Here is a 16,630-nt window from a genome sequence, read left to right on the forward strand (position 1 = left end):
TCCCAGTGCTCGAAGGGGGCCGCGTTCGGTCACTCATCGTACCGTTTTTTGCGTCGGTTTCGGAGATCCAACCATGTCGCAGCGAGGAGACATCGCTTTGTCGTGCAGGCCGCTGCTGGTCGTCATGGCGGCGGGAATTGGTGCGAGTCCGGCTGGCCTGATGGCCAAGGAAGCCAGCACCTTCTACCCGCGGGATCTGGTCGCCGCGGCTCGGGCCAGCTGCACCGCATCGGATTGGGCGGCGGCGGTCCGCAAGCAGGTCGTGGATGCGGCCCGACCCTGGAAGGACATGTCTGATCAGCAGGCATGGGACCTCGTGTTCGGCCCCACGATCAAGCGGTCGTGGATGGTGTTCTCCAGCGGCTTCTGTCCGGCATGCAGGCAGAGCGTGCCCATGTACAACTGGGAGATCCGGGCCCTCGATCGCCCGTGGAAGGTTCGATGCCCCCATTGCAGGGAACTGTTCCCCAAGAACGATTTCTGGACGTTCTACCGCTCGGGCCTGGATGAGAAGGCGGTGTTCGATCCCGGGCGGGCAGACCGGAGACTGCTCGTCAACAACGACCACCCGGACCCCGCCGATCCGCTGCACCTCTTCGGCGTCGATGACGGCAACGGCTATGTCGAGGGCGACAAGGTCTGGCGGTTCATCGGCGCGTATCTCATCTACGGCCAGTGGAAGCAAGCGATCGTCGGCGGTGTCCAGAAGCTCGGGGCGGCGTATGTGCTGACCGGGGATCGGGCATATGCCCACAAGGCGGCAATCCTCCTCGACCGCGTCGCGGATCTCTACCCGGATTTCGACTTCAAGACCCAGGCCTTCATCTACGATGTGCCCAGCTATGCGGCCGGGTATGTGTCCGTCTGGCATGATGCCTGCGAAGAGGTCCGCGAACTCGCTCTGGCGTACGACCAGATACGCGAAGGCATAAGCGGCGACGATGAGCTGGTGGCTTTTCTAGGTGGACTGGCCGGGCGACACAAGTCAGTGAATGCCAAGGCCTCGGTCGCCGACGTGCGCCAAAACATCGAAGACCGGATTCTGCGCGACACGCTGAACCACCGGCCGAGAATACAGTCGAACCAGCCTCGCACCGAAGTGGCCGAGGTCATCATCAAGACGGTGCTCGAATGGCCGGACAACAAGATCGAGGTCAATCGGCTCGTGGACGAGATCGTCAAGGCGGGTACGGCCGTGGATGGTGTCACCGGAGAGAAGGGGCTTAGCGGCTACGCGACCATCGGACCGAGGTCGCTCGCCGAACTGCTCGGTCGCTTTGACCGCGTGGATCCCGCGTTCCTCGCCGACTTGGTCAGGCGCCAGCCGCAGTTGCAGCAGACCTACCGCTTTCACGCCGAGACGCTCTGTCTGGACCAGTATTATCCCCAGATCGGGGACAGCGGGGCTTTCGCGCGCCGAGATGACTCCTATCGGGGTGTCGACTTCGTGAGGCCTGCATCCCTTGACCCATCCGGATTCACGTTCATGTGGCGACTTTACGAACTGAGTCAAGACCCGGCCTTCGTCCAGGCGATGTACCGGGGCAACGGCACCACGCTCGACGGCTTGCCCCACGATCTCTTCGCGGCCGACACGAAGCGTATTCAAAAAGGCGTCGAGGAGGTGATCGCCAGGGAAGGTGCGTCGTTCAGGCTGGCCGGCGTCAACAAGCGGCAGTGGCACCTGGCCATTCTCCGAAGTGGCCAGGGCGGCAACCGGCGCGCCGCTTGGCTGGACTACGACTCGGACGGCCGGCACAGCCACCGCGACGGCCTGAACCTCGGCCTCTTCGCCAAGGGGCTGGATCTGATGCCGGACCTCGGTTACCCACCGGTGCAGTACGGGGGCTGGGATTCCCCTCGGGCCAGGTGGTATACGACCACCGCGGCCCACAACACCGTCCTCGTGGACGGCAAGAACCAAGGGGCGGCTGCCGGCGTGAGCACCCTGTGGGCGGATGGTCGGCAGTTCCACGCGGTCCGGGCGGCAGGCGAGAAGCTCTACGGCATCCAGCGTTACGAACGCACGGTGGCGGTGGTCGACGTTTCCGATCGGGACTGCTATCTGGTGGATGTGTTTCGCGTGGCCGGCGGCAAGGAACATATCCGGTTCATGCACAGCCAGTATGCCAAACTGACCACCAGCGGCCTGTCTTTGTCGCCGGCCACCGGCCTCGAGGGCAACACCCAGATGCGCGGCTTCCGTATGGATTCCGGCCCGCGACCTGGCTGGAGCGCTGATTTCGAGATCGAGGATCGAAACAGGTACCTTCCGGAGGGAATGGAGGTTCACCTGCGCTATACCGACTTGACCACCGCCGCGTCCGGCGGAGTGGCCGAAGGCTGGGTGGTCGCCGGCCTCTTCAATTCAAACGATGAAGCCTGGATTCCACGCCTCCTGACCCGGCGAGTCGCCGATCACGCCCCGCTGGTCTCGACCTTTGTCGGCGTGATCGAGCCCTTCGAGAAGAGCCCCGTCATTGCCGGTGTTCGCCGGATGGCACTGGCCCGGGCTGGCGGCGGATCCTGTTCCGACTCGGCGGTGGCGATCGAGACACGCTTGACCGACGGGCGATCTGACCTGCTGGTCCTCGCCGATCCATGCGCGCCCAGTGCCCAGGAAGATGCTTCGGGGACAGACGCTGGCGTCATCGAGCAAGCCGACTGGCGGATCGGCCTGCAAGGCGAGCTCTGCATGATTCGTCGAGATGGCTCAGGAGCGGTGAGTTCCGTGGCCATCTGCAACGCGCGGGGGGTGACGATTGGCGATCTGTCGCTGAAGCTGGTTCGACCGGTTGACGCTCTCGAACTCGCGGTGACGCCCACGCAGGCAGCGGTCGTGGCCGGACCGACCGACGCGGTGGAGGATGTGCGCCTCGCAGGCAAGAGTATTCTGCGCCGCCAGGAACTCGACGCAAACGTCACACCGGGCACCTGATGTCCACGACCTGCATCTCGACATTCGTGTAGCCCCTGAACGTGTTGAGCCTGGGCGTGAAAGCGACCTGGCATCGCCGATGCTGGAGCAGAGCTGGCAGACGGTCCTTCTGGCTAAAGGCGACCGCCCGGCATCGCCGGTGGCCATCGGTCAGATGAAAGCTAAGGTGCTCGCCGGACGCACCCATGATTCGTGGTTCCCCGTCGACTTGCAGCGCACCGGACGCGAATTTCGGCCTTGGGTTTCCCTGCCCGAAGGGAGCGAGCTGCTCGATCTGCTGGACGGTCTGCTCGGACAGGTCGGACAGCCGCGCCTCGGCGTCCAGCCGGAGCGTGGGCTCGAGGTCCTGGGCAGTCAGCCGCTGATTGGCTCGGGCGACGAAGGCCGCGGTGAAGGACTCGACCCGATCGGCGGTAATCCGCAATCCGGCGGCCATCGCGTGCCCCCCGAACGCGATCAGGTGCTCACGGCACTCGGCCAGGGCATGGTTCAGCTCGAAATGCGGAATGCTCCGGCCGGAACCCTGGCCCTGGCCGCCGTCCAGGGCGATGATGACCGTCGGCCGGCGGTAGCGCTCCACGACCCGTGAGGCCACGATCCCGATGACCCCGGCGTGCCAATTCTCCGAAGCCAGAACGATTCCCCGCCGAGCATCGGACGCGAGATGGCGGGCTTCGATCATCGCACACGCCTCGTCGAAGATCTGCCGCTCGAGGCTCTTGCGCTCCTGGTTGTGCCGCTCCAGAAGCAGGGCGATCTCCCGAGCTCGCTCCGGCGTCGCACTGGTCAGCAGTTCGGCGGCCAGCTCCCCGTCGGCCATGCGCCCGGCGGAGTTGAGCCGCGGCGCCAGCCAGAAGCCCACATGCTCGCTGTCGAGCTTCTGGTCGGTGAGCCGGGCGGCTTCGATCAATGCCATGATCCCCGTCAGCTTGGATTTGGCCAGCCCGGTCAGACCGTGGCGGGCCAGCACACGGTTTTCACCGGTCAGCGGAACGACGTCCGCGATGGTGCCAAGGGCCACCAGGCCAGTGGCATCCACGAGAAAATCGCGGAATCGGGAGTGGACCTTATCGGTACCGCACAGGCTCCTGGCCGCCGCCCAGGCGAGCTTGAAGGCCACCCCGGCACCACACAAGTCCGGATTGGCATACCCTTCGCCGGCCCGCGGATGCACGACTACCTCCGCTTCAGGTAGCGTTCCCTCGAAGGCGTGGTGATCGGTAATGACCACGGCCAGCCCCAACTCGCGGGCCAGCCGGACCTGCTCGACAGCCGTGATTCCGCAGTCGACGGTGATCAGGAGACCAGCCCCCTCCTGGCGGATCTGCCGAATGGCGTCGCTGTTGACCCCGTAGCCTTCCTCAATGCGGTGGGGGATGTAGTAGGAGACTTGCGCTCCCGCCAAGGTAAGCAGATGCCAGAGGATCGCCGTGCCGGTCAGCCCATCGGCATCGTAGTCGCCGTAAATCACGATCGACTGGCGCTCACGCACCGCGCGAGCGATGCGCTCGGCGGCCTGAGTGACGCCGGGCAGCGATTCAGGGGCGTGAAGATGGCTGAGTTTCGGGTCGAGAAACGCCCTGACGCGGTCCGGTTCCATGATGCCTCGGTTGAACAGAACCTGGGCCACCAAGGGCGATACGCCGAGTCGCTGGGCGGCATTCTGGCACTCCGGCCAGGCGGGCGCGATGCTCCATGACTTGTCCATTTTGGCGGGGCCCTCCATGGCGCGTCCCTGTACCACAAACCCCGGGCAGTATAGTAGCCAGCGTCCGAGCCAACAACGCTCGGCCGGTTGGATTCTTCCCCGGCTCAGGACTATCCTGTCAATCACCATGGCATCCGGCAAGGAGAGCAAGCATGCATGGCTGCGGGCACTGGGCGGCGATGACATGCCCGCACGAATAGCCCTGGCGGACGGCGAATACGAGCACCTCCGGACGTACAAGCATGACTTCTTTGCAGCGACCGGCTTGTATCGCGGACCGGCCGGTCTGGCAGTTCTCAAGCTCGGCCGAACCGCGAAGTTGTTCGGGCTGCCGATGGCCTGGCTCGGCAGAATGCTCGCAGACCACGAACTGGCCGTCTACGCCGCTGCGGACGGAGTGGAAGGTATTCCTCACTGCCTGGGCAGATGGGACCGCACCGGGTTGATCCACGTCTTCGTCGAAGGCCATCCCCTTCAGCGGTATGAACGGGTGGACGACGCGTTCTTCGGTCAGCTTGAGCAGCTGCTCGACGAACTCCATCGCCGGGATATTGCCTACGTGGACCTCGAAAAACGCGAGAACATCCTCGTGGACCGGAGCGGCCGTCCGTCGCTGATCGACTTCCAGATCTCCTGGCAATGGCCCGCGACCGGTCGCCGCCGAGGTGTGCAGCGGATCATCCCCGGCTTCCTGGGCCGGTTTGTCCTCCGGCGACTCCAGGCCGCGGATCGTTACCATCTTCGCAAGCACCAGCGGCGTCATCGGCCAGATACACTCACCGCAGAGCAGCTCGCCGCCAGCCACCGAACCGGCATCCTCATCGTCCTGCATCGATGGCTCTCCTGGCCATTCACCGCCACGAGACGTATGATCCTCAAGCACGTGACCGGCCGCTCCCGCTCCGCAAAGCAGGACGGACCAGGCTTTCTGGAGGAAGTGGAGAATGGAGCATCGACAACGGAGAGAGAATAGCCGCCCAGGGCTGCATAGCGACCCTGGGTTCATGCAGGACTCGCTCCTTGATCCGGCTCTCAGGCCTACGCGATCCCACTCCAGCCGCGGTTCGACGCCTCCTGCATCCGCTTCCTGGTGTACCTACTGTTCGGTGTTGCCTGGTTCTGCTGCATGCCTCTCAACCACCCCCAGCTCGAGCTGATTGAACGGTTCCGCGGTCGCGTCGAGACGGCCATGGCGGAAGAAGCCGGTTTCGGTGCCTGCTCGCGGGAGGATCGGCAGGATCACTCGACGCTGGCTACCCGCTGGGTCGCGGACAAGCGGGTTTGGTACGAGTGCACGGTGCGGCCCTTTCTCCCCCAGGTCCGAGCCGGCATCATGACCGATGATCGGTGGCGCAGCGAGGGCTTCGAGCAGATGATCGAGGATTCCGGGGATACCATGCCGGAGTTCGTGGGCATGGGCTTCGAGAACGCAGGCTTGGCGTGGCCGGATCTGGTTGTCGAGCACTACCGCGATCAGGGCAGGTGCTTCTACTTCGCGACGCCGCTGGCCCTCGATTCAATCGGGCAGTTGGCCGACGAGGCGGTTTTCGATAAGATCCGTCGCATGTTGAAAGGGTATCACCTGGCCTTCACCGGCCTGGCCGGGCGTTAGAATGGCCGGATGGGCATGCGGGCAATCCCATGAGCCATGAACCGATAGGCTCCATCGAGACACTGCTGATCGTTGATGATGACGTCGTCCGCCGGATGGGCGGCCTGATCCGCCATCTGTGCGTCGGCATGATCGACGAGTCGGTGCGGGTGACGGTCCTGGGACACTCCTCCGATCCGGCCCTGGCCGATCGCGTGGGACCGGCCAGGACGGTCGTGTTGCCCCGGCGGTACCTGCCCTGGCACCGCCCGACCGCCGCGGCGGTCCTTGAGACCATCGGGGGACAGGTGCCGGACTTGGTCCACTGCCTATCGGCCGACCTGGCCCGGTGGTTCGCGAACTGGGCTGAGGATTGGGGCTGTCCGATCATCTGTACGCTCTGCGATCACGAGGACATCGACCGGTTCTGCTCCATGACCGCCGCGGATCGGTTGTCAGGTTTTGCGGTTACCCCAAGCGTCCGCAACACCCTGATCGAGCAATCTCCTGAGCTCGAGAGCCGCATCTCCGTCGTGCCCTTGGGCCTGCCTGCGGAGCAGGAGCCGCGCTGCGGAGGGGCGTCTGATCGCATTGCGACCGCGGTGGTAACCGCCCCGCTAAGCCGCAACTCCGGGCTGGATGTGGTCTTCAGGGCGATGAGGCTCGTGCTTCAGGACCATGCGGATGTGCACCTTTTCGTCCTGTCGACGGGCAAGGCCGAAGACTACTTCCGCCGACAAGTCGAAGACCTGGACCTTCGTGCACGGGTGACTTTTGCAGGCGAAATGAGCGACTGGACGATACTGAGGACGGCCATGGCTGCCGCGGACTTCTACATCATTCCGGGAACATCCGGGCGGTTCACGGCCAGCAACCTGACCGCCCTGGCCTGTGGTCTGGCGATCCTGGCACCCGAGGGCGGCATGGAAGACTACCTCATTGACGCCAAGACGGCCGTGATCTTCGAGCCCCGGCGCCCCAAGGACCTGGCTCAGAAGTGGCTGACCCTGCTGCAGGACCGCGAGTCGGCTAGGCGGCTCGCCCAGGGGGCTCTCGATCACGCTCGTTCCTGCCACCAGGCCAGCCGCATGGTGGCGGAGACCGCCGCCCACTACCGCCGGTTGTGCGGCATCCACGCCGCTCCTGCGGACTTGGCCGCCGGACCGTTCTGATCGCTTCCCAACCGGATTTGAGTATAATAGTCGGCGTCTTTCGGCGCGGGCGGCGCCGAAGGACGGGAGTCGAATCGATGCGAGTCCGGCGAGCCATCAGTACATCATCGACGACCCGGCGAATTTTGGGCGTGTCTCTTTTCTCAACAGCGATTCTTGGATTCCTGACTGGCACGGACACGACAAATCCGGCGGAGCGGCCGCCAAGCCCCGCGTCAAAAGCTGCCGCCTCGCAGTCGGCGAGCCCGGTGACGCCATCGGCCCCCCGCGAGCGACCGACTTCCTACGAGCGCGCCCTGATTGTCCCGATCGAGGACACGATCACGGATATCACCTACGACAGCCTCAAGCGACGCTTGGCTCACGCCAAGAAGGCGGGCGTGCCGCTGATCGTCCTCGAGATGGACACCCCCGGGGGGGCGCTCGGTGCCACGCTCGAGATCTGCAAGGCCCTGAAGGAGCAGCGCGACGGCGGCGTCAGCGTCTACGCCTGGATTAACAAGGATGCCTACAGCGCCGGCACGATCATCGCCCTGGCCGCCGACGGCATCGTGATGGCCCGCAACGCAACGATCGGCGATTGCCAACCCATCATGATGACCCAGGAAGGCGCCTCGGCCATCCCTGAGGACATCGAAGCCAAGGCCACCAGCCCCTTGCTGGCCGAGCTGCGCGATTCCGCCCGCCGAAACGGCTATCCGATGGACATGGTGATGGCCCTCATTCGCCCCGAGATGCAGATCTTCTGGGTGGAAAACACCGATACTCGGGAGCGGCGATTCGTCGACACCGCCGGACGCAACGAGTTGTTCGGCCTGCCCGACGTGGAGGAAACCACGGAAGCCAGCGGCGACAAGGAAAGCAAGAAGGCGGTGAAACGCAAGAAAGTGACCGAGCCCATCTCGGATTCGAAAAGCACAACCGCATGGAGGTATGTCCGCGAGGCGCCCGGTCTGGAAAAGGTGCAGCAGCCGATTGTCAGCGATCGTGAACTGCTGACCATGCGGACGGATGAAGCCCGGGCTTACGGATTCTCGATGGCCACGCTGAACAGTCAGATTGACCTGAGCCGGCATTTCAACGTCACCGGGCGGATGGAGAAGCTGGAGTACACCTGGATCGAGAAGGCCGTGGAGTGGCTGGCGTCGCCGATCGTCCGCGGTGTCCTGTTCCTGCTGATGATCCTGGGAGCCTACACCGAGTTCCAGCATCCGGGTCTCGGCCTGCCGGGAGTTGTCGCTCTCATTGCCCTGGTTCTCTTCCTGGGCGCGCCCTATATGGCCGGCATCACGGTGACGTGGGAGATCGTCGCCGTGGTACTGGGCATTGTCCTGGTGGGCGTGGAGATCTTCGTTCTCCCGGGTTTCGGGGTCGCCGGTATCGCCGGGATCCTGCTCATCCTGCTCGGTGCCGTCTCGTCGTTCATGCCGCCTGAGCCCGGCCTGCCGACCTGGCGCCCTTCGTGGCCAAGCCTGCCCGGTTCGCTCACTTACCTGCGGAACGGCTTGCTGACGCTGATCGGGAGCGTGTTCGGAGCGGTGATCGGTATGGTTCTCGTGGCCCACTACCTGCCAAGGACCCCTGTCGCCCGCCGTATGGTCAGCGCCAACCCCACGCATGAGCAAGTGACGATCGACGGTCCGTATGTCGGAGTGGCCCAACTGGGCGATCAGGGCACGGTCGAGGGGATCCTCCGACCGGCTGGCAAGGCGAGATTCGGCGACGTGCTGGTGGACGTGGTCAGCGAGGGCGAGTTCATCGGCAGTGGTTCGCGCGTGGTCGTGATCGAACGAGCCGGCAACCGAATCGTTGTCCGGCAAGTGCCGTAAATGGTACCATCGCGACCAATACCGTCGCAAGCACAAGGGAGCGGTGATCATGTCGCAGTGGTTGGGCATCATCATTCTCTTTACCCTGGGCGCGGGCCTGATCGTGGCAGACCTGTTCCTGCCGTCCCATCTCATGCTGACGGTCTGCGCCTTGGGCCTGTTTGCCTACGCACTCTTTCTGACTTTCCAGATCAGCGTGGTGGCCGGCCTGGTCGGCCTGGTTCTGCTGGTTGTCATCATGGTGGGGGTGATGGTGCTTTTCCTTCGTGTCTGGCCGCGAACCTGGGTAGGCCAACAGGTCGCCCCCCCTAACCCAGTTCTCGGCGAGAAGGACCGGTTGCCGCTCGAGGACCTCGAGCCGTTGATCGGCCGTCGGGGCGAGTCGCTGACCCCGCTACGCCCGGTGGGGGCGTGCCTGTTCGACGGCCGCCGCATAGAATGTGTGGCTGAACGCGGCGTGATCGCGCCGAACGTTCCCGTGGAGGCAATCCGCCTTGTGGATCGCACGTTGTGTGTCCGCCCGGTGTCTTCATCACCCGGGATCCTTTGAGAGAAAGGAGTGCCGATGCCGGTCAATCTGTTGATGCTCGCCGAGGGTGAGGGGTTCCAGTGGCAGTACATAGGCTGGGCAATCCTGGTCGTTGCCATCGTGGTGCTGCTGGCGTTCGTTCTGTTGGCGTTTCGGTTTATCGGTTTGTGGGTGCAGGCCTACACGAGCAACGCCGAAGTTTCGATCTTCGAGCTGATCGGGATGTACTTCCGCAAGGTGGATGCCCGGGTCATCGTGCTCAGCAAGATCCGGGCGGTGAAGGCCGGCTTGGGGCTCACCACCAATGACCTGGAGACCCACTATCTGGCCGGCGGGCGCGTGCCCAATGTCATTACCGCTCTGATCGCCGCCGACCGGGCACGGATCAACCTGGGCTACAAGACTTCCTGTGCCATCGACCTGGCCGGCCGCGACGTACTCGAGGCCGTGCACACCTCGGTCAACCCCAAGGTCATCGACTGCCCCGACGCCGCCCGCGGCAAGGGCAGTATCGACGCGGTGGCGAAAGACGGCATCCAGCTGAAGGCCAAGGCCCGGGTGACCGTGCGCACCAACATCGAACGGCTGATCGGCGGTGCGACCGAGGAGACCATCATCGCCCGCGTCGGCGAGGGCATCGTCACCGCCATCGGCTCGGCCGACAACTACAAGGCAGTCCTCGAGAATCCCGACACCATCTCCAAGCGGGTGCTGGAAAAGGGCTTGGACGCCGGCACGGCTTTCGAGATCCTGTCCATCGACATCGCGGACGTGGACGTGGGCGAGAATGTCGGGGCCAAACTGCAGGCCGACCAGGCCGAGGCCGACAAGCGGCGGTTTCAGGCCGAGGCCGAGAAGCGGGCCGCCCTGGCCCGGGCCCGCGAAGCCGAGATGGTCGCCCTGGTCCAGGAAAACCGGGCAAAGGTGGTCGAGGCCGAGGCCCAGGTACCCCAGGCCATGGCCGAGGCTTTCCGCAAGGGCTACCTTGGCGTGATGGACTACTACCGGCTCAAGAACGTCCAGGCAGACACGACCATGCGCGAGTCGATCGGCAAAGGCGAGGGTGACGTCAAGCTGTAGCCGGCCGGCGTTCCCGGGGGACACGGCCCAGGTTCTGCAGAAAACGATCTGCTGATCAGCGGAGCATTCAGTGTGTCGACATTACCCCTCCTAGCCCAGGACGGCAGCAGCTATGGCGAACTGGTGTATGTCATCGCCATCCTGATACTCTCCGGCCTCGGCGCGCTGCTCGAGAAGCTCAAGCAGAGACGCGAGCAACAGACCACGTCCCGTAAGAAAACTGGGGAATCGCCCCCCAAAGCCCCCGGGCTGCCCGAAAGAGCCCCACCTCCAACTGGCCGGACTGAACGGCCACCACCGTCTCGGACGCCTGCCGAGCCGTCGGTCCCACCTACCGTACGGCGGGAACCCCCCCCCGCGCCGCCTCAACGGCCCGCTCAGAGCCCGCCGCCAGTTCCACGACCCATCCCGGTGAGTCGCGAAGCTCCACCCACCTCCCGGCGACCGGTCAAGTCGCCTCCACGGCCACAGCAAGGCCCGCTTCGCCGCCAGGAGCCCGAGCCGAGGAAGCCCAAGATCGTCTCCCAGCCGCAGTTGGTTCCCGCCGTCCAGGTGCGCGCGGAGATGCAGTCGCCCACCCAGGTGACCAGCGCGCAACCGTTGCCGCTCGCTAAGCCAGCCCCGAAAGCCAGGCGACCTTTGACGCCACGCGAGCTGCGCCGGGCCATCGTACTGAACGAGATCCTCCAGCCGCCCGTTGGGCTGAGATAAGTGCGGCCGCCCAAACGGCCTGGATCGAGACTGGCAACGCCCCGTCACACCGAGAGGCCGAAACAGCGAGAGGAAGAAAGCCGAAAAGGGGCATTTCTCGGTGAATGCCTGTTGGTTGCGATGCGAATGCCCATCTCCATCGCGATTCAGCAGGCTGGCTTGATGCCAACCTCGGCCAGCAATTCCAGCACAAGTTCCATGGGCAGGCCGACCACGTTGCTGAAGCTGCCGTCGACCAGGGTGACGAATGGATCGCCGTCATCTTGGATGCCGTATGCCCCGGCCTTGCCCTCCCACTGGCCGCTGGCCAGGTAGGCCTCCATCTCACAGTTCGACATCCGCCGCATGGTTACCTGCGTGACGGCATGACGGGTGATCTCGCGGTAATCGGCAGGGGAGAGGACGGTGACGCCGGTGATGACTTTGTGAGTGCTCCCGCTCAAGGCGTCGAGGATCCGGCGGGCGTCGTCACGATCGGTCGGTTTGCCCAGGATCTGTTCGTTCAGGGCGACGACCGTGTCAGCGCCCAGCACGACCCGGTCGGCATGATCGCCGATCACGCTGCTGGCCTTGCCGTAGCTGGTCGACTCGGCGTAGAACTCCGGCCCGCCAAGCCATCCCGCCGGATCGGGTTCCTCGAACCGGGGCGACACGGCCTCAAAGGGAATGCCTGCCTCGCGCAGCAACTGCAGGCGGCGCGGACTCTTGGAGGCGAGGACAAGCGATTTGCGCATTCCAGCGAATCTCTCATTCATGGTCGTCAGTATAGCGTGCGTCATCGTCTCTGGAATGGGTCGATCAGGAGTGGTGATGCGGTGAGCGGGTGTAAGGTTGTCCTGGTGGGCATGCTGGCGGCGGTACGGGGTCGATGCCGCCCATGCTGAACGGGTGACATCGGGCCAGCCGTTTCATCGCCAGCCACATGCCGCGCCACGGACCATGAGTGTGAACCGCTTGCAGGCAGTACTCACTGCAGCTGGGCACGAACTTGCAGTTCCCGATCAACAGAGGAGCCACAATCACCCGATAGCCGCAAATCAGGCATTCGACGAAGAAGATCAGAACGCGACGCAGAACGAGCATCACTAGATGTTGAACCGGAAATTGATGACGTCACCGTCCTTGACGATGTAGCTCTTCCCTTCGAGGCGGACCTTGCCGGCGGCCTTGGCACCCTTCATGTCTCCTGCAGCCCTGAGATCGTCGTAGGCCACGGTCTCAGCTCGGATGAAACCGCGGGCGATATCGGTGTGAATCTTGCAGGCGGCCTCCACCGCATCGGCACCCCGCTTGATCGACCACGCCCGGACCTCGTCCTCCCCCGTGGTCAGGAATGACACCAGGCCCACGGCGTCGTAGCAGGCCCGCACCAGCCGATCGCGAGCCGATTCGTTGACCCCGAGATCCGCAAGAAACGCCGCCCGGTCGGCCGGCTCCAACTGGGCGATCTGCTCCTCGGTTTCGGCGCACAAGGCGATGGTCTGCGTGGCGTGCAGGTACTCGAACGGGGCCGGCTTGGCGGCCGCGCTCTCGTTCACGTTGATCACCACGATGATCGGCAGCTCGGTCAGGAACGCGAAGCTGGTGAGCATCTTACGGTCGTCGTCCCCGTGAATGGCCGTCGCGAGCGGTTGCTCCGCCTCCAGGGCCGCCTGGCAGCGCTTCATGAGCTCTAGCTCGCGTTTCTCGTGCTCGTGCGTCTTGGTCGGCTTCTTGAGCGACTTCTCCAGCCGGTCAATCCGGGTCACAACCTGATCAAGGTCGCAGAAGGCCAACTCGGAGGCCAGCTCCGCTAGGTCGGCCTGGCCGTCCACCCGGTTGCGGTAGGCGGGGACGCTGGGGTTGTCGAAGGCGCGGACGACGGCCACCAGGGCATCGCACTGGCGAAGCGAACTCAAGCTCTTGCGGAACTCGGCCTGCGAGGCGGCCGTCTCATGGCTGAACCCGGGGACGTCGAGGCATTCAATCGTGGCTTCCGTTTTCTTCTTCGGCTTGTAGATCTCGTTGAGCCAGTCCAGCCGGGCGTCCGGCACCCGAACGACGGCCAACTGCTCCCCCTGAACGTGGTGAGCCGCGACCGTTTGCCCGGTCACAGCCCGGAACAGCGTCGATTTTCCGCTCATCAGCGGGCCGATGAAGGCGACTCGCATGGTGTGGCTCCTCGTGCTGGATTCTTGGACGCCAGTCCGGGCCCGATTGTAAGCCCCGTCTTTGCCTGCTGCAACGACGGGAGCGGCGGTGAGAGGTGAAACCGGTCGCCCGCCGACAAGCCTCCTCGGTGAACGGTCAGGGCCGCCGGCCCAACGCCGGGCCTGGCCTGGAGCAAAGCACGAACGGACCCCTGACGCCGGGCAAGAACGGCGTCAGCAGCAGGAATCGTCCTCTTGCTGCATGACAACCCCAAGAACCGGGGTGTTGTGGTTCTCCTCGGGGACACACTTTGCGAAGGGGCGCCGGGTTCCATCTGGGTACTCTGGGCCCGGTGAAAACTCCTTCGGCCTGGTGAGGCTGGGAGCCGTCCGCCTCACCTCTTGGCCTTCAGATCCAGGATCGTCTTGGCCGCCTCGCGGTTGGCCGGCTCCTTCGATTCCGATAGCGTCTTGATCGGGTGCAGGTTGCCCTGCTCGATCGCCTGAGCCAGAGCGTCGTAGACCTCGTCGTGATCAGCGATCAGATCGCGGAGATGCAGCACCGTGTCGAGATCACCCAGGACGATCCTGCCGAACAGCCTCTTCTCGGCCTCGCGGTTCCAACGCACGGCCGTCACCTGCATGGCGTAACCGTGCGGCCAGATATCCAGGTCTGTGAAGTGCCACTGGACTTGGTCTTCCGCCACGCGTTGACCGTCGGTCTCCAGGATGGGGCCGCTGGCAACGAACGTAAAGGCGTAGTGCCGCGAACCGGACAGTTCGTGCAGGGAGGTCTGGAGCAGGGGGTTGACGCGGTGGGCGCCGCCGATCCTCGCCTCCCAGCGAGGCCGAGCCTGATTGTAGGGCACCTTGCTGAGCCGCTCGAAGTGACGCAGAAACGCGAGCCACATGGCCGCTTGCTCATCGCTTTGCGACGGCCCGGCTGGGTGTGTGGCGGCCGGTGTTTTGTTCTCACTGAAGAGCCCGAATCGATCCATGAGCATCTGAATCTGTTCATCGCTCAGCGCGGATCCGGACGCCTTGAACCGCACCAGCCTGCGAATCCGCTCGCGGACAAACGGCTCCCATGCTGTGGAAAGACGTTCCTGATCGACGGAGGCTTCATCCCCGGTCATCGGCAGCTTGAAGCCCGCGCCCGCCACAATCTGTTTGAGCTCTTGGACGGGGGCGCCGCTCAGTCCACTCGCGGCGATTCCCGGCCCGTTTTCATAGCACCAATAATACAAGTGGCGAATCGCCTTGCGCAAGTCCCCACCCAAGTACCCGTGCAGGGCAGTGAGGTCGTATTCGTCCCCGAGCAGCTCGGCCAGAGTGGCGCCGATGGCCGGGAGCATCCCGCCGAGCATCTCGTCCACAGCCTCCACGTAGTCGGGCAGCGAGATGGTCTCCGTCAGGGTTTCATTCCAACTGTCCACACCGAACAGGAGGTAGTCGTCGAATGCGTGATGCACCTTGTTGGATGCCACGCGATCGGAGAAGGGATAGGCCACCAGGTGGTAGGTCCGGGGGATCTCATCCACCGCCGCGAAGTGGCCACGGGCGCTGACATAGGTTCCCTCGGTGTCCGGGGTGGCCGGCTGGGTTGCACACTGACGCCACGCTTTCTGCCAGGCCGGTTTGAGGGCGTAGTCCGAAGGTTGCGAGTTGGGTACCGCGGTCTTGGGAATGACCAACGCTTCCGGGGGCATCGAATCGTCAAGCGGCTGCAGGATCTCCCGGTCGAACTCACCCCCGCTGTCGATCCAAGTACTGACCGCGTACTTCTTCGGCTTGCAGCCGCCCGCAACCACAATCACGACGACCAGAGTCAGGGTCGCGAGGTCGCGAAATGACCGTGTCCGGATCATTCCTTAGCCTCCAAATGCTCAATCTGGCCAGCGAGACGTCGAACCACCGTCAGGGCCTGCCGCGGCGTCTCGGAATCCGGCCTGAACGGTAGGGCGATCGCCACTAGGCGTTGGCGGACTTCGGCGCAGCCACAGGCGGGCACGTCCTTCAGGATACGCTCCAGGTCAGCCAGGTCGGCTCCTTCGCCATCGCCTCCGCCTTCCCTGCGGACCATGAAACCGGCGACCTTGCCCGTGTAAGGGTAGGGGGCGGTCAGGGTGGCGAACTGCCGGTCCGCGGGGCAGGCAATCCAGGCCGATCGGGCTTTCGGGGTCTCGACCACTGCCATCCACCACTGCCGGCCAGTCTGATTCACTCCAAAACCGAGGTCGTACCGATAGCAGAACAGGGACACCAGACCCTCCGGAGTCACGCCGTGAAGAATGTGCGAGACCTGGCGGCGATGTCCCTGGCGGATCAGATTCAAGTCGTAGTACCGCTCGTGCAGGCCGATCAGGTCCTCGGCGGAGTAGTTCAGATGCCACTCGCGGCTCAAGCTGCGGACACTGCCGATCTGACGCCGCCGCGCGAGCATGGCACATAATGTGACACCCGCAACCGCAGCCAGACCAACCGTGAACAACAGCGAGGGCATGCTTCAGAGATACTCCATGACGACCACCCAAACCAGTGACCCTGTGCTTGACCCCTTGGCTGGGGGGCGTAGGATACGAGCCTGTGTGTTCACTATAGAGATGACGATCCGGGTCGTCGAGAGGTGGCCGCGAATCAACGGGAGGGTGCCCTTGTCCTGCAATCTGGATGATCTGGTGGGCTGCGAGGTCGTCCTGGACACCGCCGGACCGATCATCTACTTGGGCAAGCTGCACTCGTACGACGAACGAGGGTTCTGGCTCCAGGACGCCGATCTGCACAACAGCAGCGAAGGCCACGCGACGCGTGAACAGTACATCGTCGAAGCGGCCCGTGACGGCATCCGGACGAACCGTCGATATGTGTTCGTTCTTCGACAGGCGGTGTACAGCCTGTCCGCCCTGGCGGACGTGGTGACAGACTGAAAACGAAGGAAGAACC

Annotated in this window: 14 protein-coding genes; 8 read left to right on the forward strand and 6 right to left on the reverse strand. The window is 64.2% G+C overall.

The genetic code is table 11. The features are described from left to right. The first annotated feature begins 73 nt into the window (after nt 1–73). Nucleotides 74–2,938 (forward strand): heparinase II/III family protein, encoded by a 2,865-nt coding sequence (locus tag KA354_16760; GenBank protein MBP7936292.1) that lies wholly within the window; start codon nt 74–76, stop codon nt 2,936–2,938. On the opposite strand, the gene recJ is transcribed toward KA354_16760, so the two are convergent. Continuing rightward, the gene (gene recJ / locus KA354_16765) at nt 2,922–4,646 is read right to left on the reverse strand and encodes a single-stranded-DNA-specific exonuclease RecJ (protein MBP7936293.1); all 1,725 of its coding nucleotides are present in this window, start codon (nt 4,644–4,646) and stop codon (nt 2,922–2,924) included. The genes KA354_16760 and recJ overlap by 17 nt on opposite strands. Before the next feature lie 127 nt (nt 4,647–4,773). Here recJ and KA354_16770 point away from each other — a divergent pair, with 127 nt between their 5' ends. From KA354_16770 to floA, 6 genes are all read left to right on the forward strand, one after another. Beyond that, nucleotides 4,774–5,619: a hypothetical protein gene (locus tag KA354_16770; protein ID MBP7936294.1), complete on the forward strand. Its 846-nt coding sequence runs from the start codon at nt 4,774–4,776 to the stop codon at nt 5,617–5,619. A gap of 153 nt (nt 5,620–5,772) precedes the next feature. Beyond that, a complete protein-coding gene (locus KA354_16775; GenBank protein ID MBP7936295.1) occupies nt 5,773–6,258 on the forward strand; it encodes a hypothetical protein in 486 nt (161 codons plus the stop codon). A gap of 29 nt (nt 6,259–6,287) precedes the next feature. Continuing rightward, complete coding sequence (locus tag KA354_16780) at nt 6,288–7,409, forward strand: glycosyltransferase family 4 protein (GenBank protein MBP7936296.1); 1,122 nt, start codon at nt 6,288–6,290, stop codon at nt 7,407–7,409. A gap of 248 nt (nt 7,410–7,657) precedes the next feature. After that, nucleotides 7,658–9,238 (forward strand): hypothetical protein, encoded by a 1,581-nt coding sequence (locus tag KA354_16785; protein ID MBP7936297.1) that lies wholly within the window; start codon nt 7,658–7,660, stop codon nt 9,236–9,238. Nucleotides 9,239–9,287: 49 nt separating this feature from the next. Further along, nucleotides 9,288–9,788 (forward strand): hypothetical protein, encoded by a 501-nt coding sequence (locus KA354_16790; GenBank protein ID MBP7936298.1) that lies wholly within the window; start codon nt 9,288–9,290, stop codon nt 9,786–9,788. Nucleotides 9,789–9,821: 33 nt separating this feature from the next. Beyond that, nucleotides 9,822–10,847, forward strand: a complete 1,026-nt coding sequence (floA, locus tag KA354_16795; protein ID MBP7936299.1) for a flotillin-like protein FloA — start codon at nt 9,822–9,824, stop codon at nt 10,845–10,847. 857 nt (nt 10,848–11,704) lie between these two features. On the opposite strand, the gene maf is transcribed toward floA, so the two are convergent. The 5 genes from maf to KA354_16820 form a co-directional block, all read right to left on the reverse strand. Then, on the reverse strand, nt 11,705–12,292 hold the full coding sequence (gene maf, locus KA354_16800) for a septum formation protein Maf (protein MBP7936300.1): 588 nt from the start codon (nt 12,290–12,292) through the stop codon (nt 11,705–11,707). A gap of 64 nt (nt 12,293–12,356) precedes the next feature. Continuing rightward, nucleotides 12,357–12,641 carry a membrane protein insertion efficiency factor YidD gene (gene yidD, locus KA354_16805; GenBank protein ID MBP7936301.1) on the reverse strand — a complete coding sequence of 95 codons (285 nt, stop codon included), beginning with the start codon at nt 12,639–12,641 and terminating at the stop codon, nt 12,357–12,359. 2 nt (nt 12,642–12,643) lie between these two features. After that, complete coding sequence (locus tag KA354_16810; protein ID MBP7936302.1) at nt 12,644–13,708, reverse strand: YchF family ATPase; 1,065 nt, start codon at nt 13,706–13,708, stop codon at nt 12,644–12,646. A gap of 374 nt (nt 13,709–14,082) precedes the next feature. After that, the gene (locus tag KA354_16815) at nt 14,083–15,555 is read right to left on the reverse strand and encodes a hypothetical protein (protein ID MBP7936303.1); all 1,473 of its coding nucleotides are present in this window, start codon (nt 15,553–15,555) and stop codon (nt 14,083–14,085) included. Next, nucleotides 15,552–16,190 carry a hypothetical protein gene (locus KA354_16820; protein ID MBP7936304.1) on the reverse strand — a complete coding sequence of 213 codons (639 nt, stop codon included), beginning with the start codon at nt 16,188–16,190 and terminating at the stop codon, nt 15,552–15,554. Before KA354_16820 ends, KA354_16815 begins: the two co-directional genes overlap by 4 nt. Nucleotides 16,191–16,341: 151 nt before the next feature. Between KA354_16820 and KA354_16825 the strand changes: the two genes are divergently transcribed. Then, on the forward strand, nt 16,342–16,614 hold the full coding sequence (locus tag KA354_16825) for a hypothetical protein (protein ID MBP7936305.1): 273 nt from the start codon (nt 16,342–16,344) through the stop codon (nt 16,612–16,614). The last annotated feature ends 16 nt before the right edge of the window (nt 16,615–16,630 follow it).

It is taken from the genome of Phycisphaerae bacterium, from assembly GCA_018003015.1.
Taxonomy (GTDB): domain Bacteria; phylum Planctomycetota; class Phycisphaerae; order UBA1845; family PWPN01; genus JAGNEZ01.

Excerpts from the sequence above, each read along its gene's own strand:
- KA354_16760 (MBP7936292.1), top strand. The coding sequence starts at position 74 with ATGTCGCAGCGAGGAGACATCGCTTTGTCGTGCAGGCCGCTGCTGGTC.
- recJ (MBP7936293.1), bottom strand. The coding sequence starts at position 4,646 with ATGGACAAGTCATGGAGCATCGCGCCCGCCTGGCCGGAGTGCCAGAAT.
- KA354_16770 (MBP7936294.1), top strand. The coding sequence starts at position 4,774 with ATGGCATCCGGCAAGGAGAGCAAGCATGCATGGCTGCGGGCACTGGGC.
- KA354_16775 (MBP7936295.1), top strand. The coding sequence starts at position 5,773 with ATGCCTCTCAACCACCCCCAGCTCGAGCTGATTGAACGGTTCCGCGGT.
- KA354_16780 (MBP7936296.1), top strand. The coding sequence starts at position 6,288 with ATGAGCCATGAACCGATAGGCTCCATCGAGACACTGCTGATCGTTGAT.
- KA354_16790 (MBP7936298.1), top strand. The coding sequence starts at position 9,288 with ATGTCGCAGTGGTTGGGCATCATCATTCTCTTTACCCTGGGCGCGGGC.
- floA (MBP7936299.1), top strand. The coding sequence starts at position 9,822 with ATGCTCGCCGAGGGTGAGGGGTTCCAGTGGCAGTACATAGGCTGGGCA.
- maf (MBP7936300.1), bottom strand. The coding sequence starts at position 12,292 with ATGCGCAAATCGCTTGTCCTCGCCTCCAAGAGTCCGCGCCGCCTGCAG.
- yidD (MBP7936301.1), bottom strand. The coding sequence starts at position 12,641 with ATGCTCGTTCTGCGTCGCGTTCTGATCTTCTTCGTCGAATGCCTGATT.
- KA354_16810 (MBP7936302.1), bottom strand. The coding sequence starts at position 13,708 with ATGCGAGTCGCCTTCATCGGCCCGCTGATGAGCGGAAAATCGACGCTG.
- KA354_16815 (MBP7936303.1), bottom strand. The coding sequence starts at position 15,555 with ATGATCCGGACACGGTCATTTCGCGACCTCGCGACCCTGACTCTGGTC.
- KA354_16820 (MBP7936304.1), bottom strand. The coding sequence starts at position 16,190 with ATGCCCTCGCTGTTGTTCACGGTTGGTCTGGCTGCGGTTGCGGGTGTC.